The 6,811-nt window shown below is 66.0% G+C and carries 5 protein-coding genes; all 5 read left to right on the top strand.

Annotated features, from left to right (window positions below; translation table 11 throughout):
* Window positions 1–168: 168 nt before the first annotated feature.
* The 5 genes from ACFYZ4_RS37250 (at window position 169) to ACFYZ4_RS37270 (ending at window position 6,470) form a co-directional block, all read left to right on the top strand.
* Window positions 169–1,107: an amidohydrolase family protein gene (locus tag ACFYZ4_RS37250; protein WP_384352990.1), complete on the top strand. Its 939-nt coding sequence runs from the start codon at window positions 169–171 to the stop codon at window positions 1,105–1,107.
* A gap of 110 nt (window positions 1,108–1,217) precedes the next feature.
* A complete protein-coding gene (locus tag ACFYZ4_RS37255; protein WP_390786086.1) occupies window positions 1,218–3,011 on the top strand; it encodes a WG repeat-containing protein in 1,794 nt (597 codons plus the stop codon).
* Window positions 3,012–3,063: 52 nt separating this feature from the next.
* Window positions 3,064–3,360 (top strand): hypothetical protein, encoded by a 297-nt coding sequence (locus ACFYZ4_RS37260; RefSeq protein ID WP_390786087.1) that lies wholly within the window; start codon window positions 3,064–3,066, stop codon window positions 3,358–3,360.
* Between the two features lie 466 nt (window positions 3,361–3,826).
* Window positions 3,827–4,435, top strand: a complete 609-nt coding sequence (locus tag ACFYZ4_RS37265; RefSeq protein WP_390786088.1) for a hypothetical protein — start codon at window positions 3,827–3,829, stop codon at window positions 4,433–4,435.
* 1 nt (window position 4,436) lies between these two features.
* Window positions 4,437–6,470, top strand: coding sequence for a tetratricopeptide repeat protein (locus ACFYZ4_RS37270; protein WP_390786089.1), 2,034 nt, complete (start codon window positions 4,437–4,439; stop codon window positions 6,468–6,470).
* The last annotated feature ends 341 nt before the right edge of the window (window positions 6,471–6,811 follow it).

Raw genomic sequence — 6,811 nt, forward strand, 5'->3', positions numbered from 1 at the left:
AGACGCGGGGCGGGTGGGCCGGACGGGTGGACCGGCTCCGGCGGCGTTCGCGCGCCCCGGCGTCCGGCGGCGTTCGTGGAGTCTCATGGACTGCGGCCGGCCCGCCGCGTTCCCGTCCACCGCGCACCGGCCCGCCCCGGAGACCGGCGGGAGGAGACGAGGACCGGAATGAACGAACACGCACGCATCGACGTCCACCACCACGTGATCCCGCCCGACCGCAGCCGCGCGATCGGCGACCGCGCCGCCGCCCTCGGCTGGCCGGTACCCGCCTGGGACCGGCAGAGCGCGATCGCGATGATGGACCGCCGTTCGATCGCCACCGGCATCCTCTCGTACGCCGCTCCGCTCGGGGCTCCCGACGACGTGGAGGGCGCCCGGGCCACGGCACGGGACGTGAACGAGTTCACCGCGGAGCTGATGAAGGACCGGCCCGACAGGTTCGGCAACTTCGCCGTCCTCCCCCTGCCGGACGTGGACGGAGCACTCGCCGAAGCCGCCCACGCCCTGGACGAGTTGGACGCCGACGGCGTGATGGTCCTGTCCAACGCCCACGGGCGCTACCTCGGAGACCCGGAGTTCGAGCCGCTGTGGGCCGAACTGGACGCGCGTGAGGCGGTGGTCCTCGTCCATCCCACCGCGCCGCCCGGTGCGATGCTCCCGGGCCTGCCCAGCCCGCTGGTGGACTTCCCGTACGACACCGCCCGCACCGCGCTGCACCTGGCCGTCGCCGGAGTCCCGGGCAGGTACCCCCGGCTGAAGATGATCCTCCCGCACGCCGGCGGCTTCCTGCCGTACGCCGCCCACCGCTTCGCGGCCGCCGCGCGGCTGCGTCCCGGCAGGACCCCCGAGGACCTGCTGGCCGAGCTGCGGCGCTTCTACTTCGACACCGCGTTCTGCGCGGGCCCGGCCTCGCTGCCCTCGCTCCTCGCCTTCGCCGAGCCCGGACACGTCCTGTACGGCAGCGACTTCCCGATGGTGCCCGAGGAATGGTGCAGCGGCTTCGACGACGGGCTGGACGGATATCCGCACTGGGAGGACGGGCAGCTCCACTCGATCCACCGGGGCAACGCCGAGGCCCTCTTCCCCCGCCTCGCACGGGCCTGACCACCTCGGGACGCGCTGTCGGACGGGCCCTTTAGCATGAGCCACTCCTGATCATCCCCGGGGCGCGCAGTCGGTGACGCCGAGTCGGCCCCCGCCTGAGGAGCCGCACCATGCCGTCCAGCACCACCGCCCGGCCGCCGTACGTCGTCCCCTGCGAGGGGCCGGTCGGCTCCGGCGCGCGGTACGCCCTCGTCGGCGCCGACGGGCGGCTGGTGCGGGCGCCAGAGCTGAGCGCGGTCGGGGTGTTCCGCCCGGACGGCCGGGGCGGGTTCGTAGCCCCCGCCGCCGACCAGCAGGGCCGGTGCGGCTATCTCGACCACCGCGGTGCGTGGCTCGCCGATCCGGTGCTGACCTTCACCGAGGCGTTCGAGGACAACGGACTCTCCCGGTTCCAGGCGCAGGACGGCCGCTGGGGCTACGCCGGGACGGACGGCACACCCGTCATCCCGCCGACCCTGAAGGAGGCCGACGTCTTCCGTCACGGCCTGGCCGCCGCCCGCACCGAGGACGGGGCGGGCTACATCGATGCCACGGGCCGCTTCGTGATACCCCCGCAGTACGCCGCGGCGGGGTGCTTCGCGCCGAACGGGCTCGCCGGCGTGCGGATGGCCGACAGCGGGCGATGCGGCTACGTCGACCGCGCGGGCCGCACGGTCGTCGAGCCGCGGTTCGACGGGGCGAAGCCCTTCGGCCCCGGCGGTGCGGCGCCCGTACGGGTGGGCGACCGGTGGGGCCTGATCGACGAACAGGGGGAGTGGATCGTCGAGCCCTCCTTCCCGATGCTCAACGCGTTCGGCGCGAACGGCCTCGCGTACGTCCTCGGCGGACCCGTCGGCGACCGTTTCCGCGGCTTCCTGAACGCCCGCGGCGAGGTGGTGATCAAGGCGAGCGACCGGCTGTCCGAGACCTTCCGGTGCGGGCTGGTCCGCTTCGACAACGGCTACGCGCACGGCTACCTCGACGCCACCGGGGAGGAGGTCATCGAGCAGGAGTACGAGTGGGCGGAGGACTTCGACGACGCCGGGGCCGCGGTGGCCCACTACCTCGAACCCCTGGACGAGGACGCGTCCGAGGAGGCCCGGGCCGCCGCCGCGAACCGTCCCTCCGGTCGGGCGTGGGGCGTCCTGCGCTCGGACGGACGCTTCATACCCGTCGACCACCTGGAGCCCCTCACCAACGCCGAGGGCTGGGCTCTCGGATTCGGCCACGGGACCGGACTCGCGGCGTTCGTCACCCGAGACGGCGGTGTCGCCCACGTGGACCGCGACGGCCTGGACGTCTGCCGGGTCGAGGCGGCTGCGGACGGCGCCGCCCTGCGCCTGGTGGACCGGGCCGGGGCGGTCCTCTGGGAGACCGCCGCGGCCGAGGGCGGCTTCGCTCCCGTCGAGCCCGAACACTGCCGGGAGGCGCACTCGTACCTGGTCTACCCCGGTGCCCCGGACCGGGACGTCGCCGACCTCGCGGGCGAGCTGCTCGCCGCCGAGCCCCGCCCCTTCGAGCCCTGCTCGCTGATCTTCGACGACCGGGAGGACCCGTACGAGCCCGCCGAGCCCGAGGACGACCCGGACGCGGACGGCAGCTGGTTCGGCGCCATGAGCGTGGTCGCGGAGACCTTCCTCCACGCCGAGCACCAGCACGACTTCTCCTTCCTCCAGGACTGGGCGATCGAACGGTTCGGCGAGATCGAGGCCGACACGATCGGCCGGCTCACCGCCCGGTTCGGCGACCCGCTCCCCGGAGTCGAGCTGTGCCTGCGCTCGGGCGACGGCGAGTCGTCCACGGTGTGGCAGATCGGCGAGCGGCAACTCGTCCTGCAGTCCTACTTCCTGGTCGGCGACGGGGACGTGGAGATCCAGCTCTGGCTCGCCGCCCTCGCGCCGTCCGGCGAGGACGCCCAGCCTTAGCCGGATGTACCTTGCGTTGGGCGTTGGGGGAGACGAAGGATGAGGAGGGGCCATGCCTGATTGCGGCGCGGTACTGGGGGCCATCGGCCGGGGCGCTCTCGCGGTGGGCCGCGTCGTGTGGGAAGCGATGAACACCCCGACGGAGGCCGACGAGGACGACGCCCGCTCGGAGATATCCCGGCTGGCGACCTTCATCGACGACGAGGTGCCGGAGGACCTGCGCGGCCGGGCGTGGGGGCTCGTGGTCGACGAGCTGCGCCGGATCGACGCGGACATCGAGGCAATGGTGGAGCAGGCCAAGGCCGAGGAGGCCGAGGGCGAGGGCGACGACGCCGAGTGGAAGAAGTGACAGGTCACATTCACCCGCTGGTTCCTCGGTGAACACGGTGGAGGAGTTGCCGATACGCAGACATGATTCTGGTTGCTGCGAGGTGAATTTGAGCTGACGGAGACCGGATGACGGGTCGGGAATCTCATCGAGTCCCAGCCGTGGCGCGACTTCGCCGTGCCTGGCGGAGAATTCTCCTTCGCTCCGAATTGCTCGTAGGTGCCCATCTAATATGACTACTGATCGACCCAAATGGATGCCGGTTAGCCCGCAGGTGCCTGCAATTAGCGCAATCGAGTGAATGTTAGTGCTCCCCTGTGCGTACTGCGGCATAAAAGAACTTGTGGCTGATGATGCGCGCACGGAGTCCCAGGGAGATCATTCGCATGCGCCTGCGAGATGGTGGCGGTCGTCACGGCTCAGGAGAGGCGGCATTGGGAATGAGAGGCGAGAGCCGTGGGAAATCGCCATTGTTCTGAGTATTGGGTTGGCGACGATGATTGGTGCCATTCTCACATTCCTGTCACTCCAAGAAGAGAGCGCTGCTCTGGACGACGACAGGCAGGCCCAGTTGCAGACTACAGAAGTCGAGGCACGTTTGGTGACGGCCGATGCGCAGGTACGGCACGAGCTGGCCTTGGTTAGTCGATATCGCCAACTGAATGCAGAGGCAGACAGGCTGGAGGTGACGGCGGAAGAGGTTGACGCCCTGCAAATGCAAGATGAAGCCCGATTGATGAGAACAGTGGCAGACGCTTCGAACAGGGTGAGTCTGGCATTCGATTGGGAAAATCTAAAGGTTATTGGAAAGGGAGCCGAATATGACGAGAATCTCCGCCGAGAGTTGATCCTGCAGGCCACCGAATATTTGACTGTCCCGCGTGGCCAGCCAGCGCTGACAGCATCATCGGCTGACCGGCATCGGGCCAGAAGCGAGCGCTACGCACTGAGCGTCGTTGCGACGATCGGACTCGTCGTGCTGCTGACGGTGGCTCGGGTCAGTCCCGTGCGCTTGAGGCCGTGGGTAGCGTGCATCGGCGCTGCTGTCGGTGTCATGGTGATTCCATTGTTGGTTTTCACGCAATGGGGGAACTGATATGCCGAGCCATCGCGACCAGGATTTGAGTGAACTGGATGTCGAACCTGTTGATACGCGCTTCAAGAAATGGCTGGCTCTTGGCGTCGCACTCATTGCATTGTTTGGCAGTGTTCTCGGATACGCGGCAAGCCATGCAGGCACGCGTGAGGATGAGTCTGCGCGCGAGGCGCAGAAGAATGCCACCTTGACGATGTCCCAGCAAAGTGAGGCCTTGGCTGAGTATTACCATTATCTCGGTGGCTTCATCGCAGTGACGGCAGTCAAGCAGAGGAAAGAGATCGCCGAGGCTCGGGCAGGCCTGCTGGCCATGCCAGGAGAGGTCGATAATGTTGCCCACTGGGAAGAGGCATACACCCGGCTGAAGGACCTGTCTCCGGCGCGGCAGAAAGAGACGGGCCCGAAGACTTCCGTGTCTGCTTGGGCTGACGCCTCCGTAAAATCCACTCTCGCCGGACTTCGACAACAAGCGAGTCGTCAATTGGCTGCAGATTGGGGCAATAAGTCGACCGCCTATATTGGCGGGATCACATTGCTGGCCATCGCACTTGCCCTCTTGGGGCTATCGGCGACCATCACCCCTCGCGCCCGACCCCTCTTTTGCTGGCCAGCGGCAGCTATTGCACTCGTTACTCTCGTCGGTTTCGTGATCGTCCTGACGAGACCCGTCACGCACGCTTCTGAGGCGGCAATGAAGAATGTGGTGAGCGGAGACCGTTTTCTTGCCGCGGGTGACTACCAAAGAGCGGTCGACGCTTACACCTCCGCGATCCGGAGCGACGGCGAGTACGCCGCAGCGTACCAGAGGCGTGCTGGCGCACGCGCCTTGCTTGAATCCCCCGGTTCGCGATACGTAACCAATGTCATGAGCCGGAAGGTCCGTGAGGCTAATGTTGCGGACCTGAATCGGGCGATGGAATTCGGAGACAAGAGCTTCGTTAATCTTCTCAATCAAGGAGCAAACTATTTCCACCTGCAGGACTATGGAAAGGCCGAAGCTTTGTCGCGGCAGGCGATCTCGCTCAATGGGAATCTGCCCCTGCCTCAGGTGAACGTCGCTCTTGCACTCGCCGGACAGGGGGAGGCGGAGCGGGCCGAGAAGGAGCTCCGGCGTGCGACCGCACTCTTTGAGAAGCGCTCCCGTCCGGAGCGCATGGAACTCTATTCGTCTGTGAGGACGGTTCTGGAAACTCTCGGGCGTAAGCGTCGAAATTTGGTGAATCACTTGCAGGGCGTCCTCGTTGCATCGGAAGGAGGCTCAATGGTTCATGCTCGAACGCCCGCCGAGGATGCGGCCGTATCGCACGTTGATCTCGGAGTGCGCGGTTCGCTAATCCAGGTAAAGATGAAGTATCAAAGCATCCCCAAGAATGCCTTGGTTTCAAGAATCTTCTACTTTCGCAAGGATCGGCACAGCGACTGGCGTGAACGTCGAGACCTTGCCACTTTCGAACCGTTCCTGGGCTCCTCGGAAGGTACCTTCATCTGGAAGCCCGTTGAAATGCAGTGTCCTCCAGGGGGAGAGTATCGGGTCGACGTCTACGTCAACGCCCGACGATTGGCTTCTGATGAGGCGGTCAGTCGAGCAGAATTGGGAAATCTGGCCAGCCACTACGATCCAGTCGGGGCGTACACTCTGTGCCTGCCATCGGACTGGAGGCTTGCCACAAATAATGCGGGGCGCGTCGAAATCGTATCTCCGAACGGCGGACAGCAGCTCAAAATTCAGGTAGTGCCACTGCCTCTTCCGATTGAGAGGGGTGAGGATACTTCCACGGTTGTCCTCGCAAGGATGGCCCGAGAATTTCAAAGGGAAATCGTGCGAAGGGAGCCTCGAGTGAGGTCCAAAGTGGGAGGACGGGATGGCGCTCTTGTCGAATATGAAATGCGAGGTGGTAGAAAGGCTCAAGTGTGGGCCTCACTTCGAGAGGATGGGATGCTGCGCACCGTGGTGGTCGAGTATCGCGGCCAGGACGACCGGCTGATCGAAAAGCTTCTCGGGCGGATCGATTTCAGCCCTGGAGACAGCTCGTAACATGACCATGGTCAGTGCTTCTTGAGGCGTCGCCAGCAGATGAGTGCGCACACCAAGCACACGCAGCGCGTGGCGCAGCTCGATGCGGAGTTCCCGACGGACGGCGAGTCGTTCAGACGCGTCGGCACCAAAGTGCCGTTTGCGATCAGCTCAGACGGACGAGCCTGACTGGCTACAGCCGGTCCGGCAGGATCCGGCCCTCCGATAGCAGAATCCGGGGAAGGCTCCTGCTTGCCAAGTGCGGTGCCTAAGGGCTGTCCCGTAATCGATCTCCACGGGGTGGACGTGCCGTCGTCCCGGAGGCCAGGTCTGCTGGCTATCCGGCCTGGAGGAGGTTGCAC

It is taken from the genome of Streptomyces sp. NPDC001513, assembly GCF_042894695.1.
In the GTDB taxonomy this organism is placed as follows: Bacteria; Actinomycetota; Actinomycetes; order Streptomycetales; family Streptomycetaceae; genus Streptomyces.

What these genes read in the sequence shown, in the direction of transcription:
- ACFYZ4_RS37250 (WP_384352990.1), top strand. Translation starts at nt 169, where the DNA reads ATGAACGAACACGCACGCATCGACGTCCACCACCACGTGATCCCGCCC.
- ACFYZ4_RS37255 (WP_390786086.1), top strand. Translation starts at nt 1,218, where the DNA reads ATGCCGTCCAGCACCACCGCCCGGCCGCCGTACGTCGTCCCCTGCGAG.
- ACFYZ4_RS37260 (WP_390786087.1), top strand. Translation starts at nt 3,064, where the DNA reads ATGCCTGATTGCGGCGCGGTACTGGGGGCCATCGGCCGGGGCGCTCTC.
- ACFYZ4_RS37270 (WP_390786089.1), top strand. Translation starts at nt 4,437, where the DNA reads ATGCCGAGCCATCGCGACCAGGATTTGAGTGAACTGGATGTCGAACCT.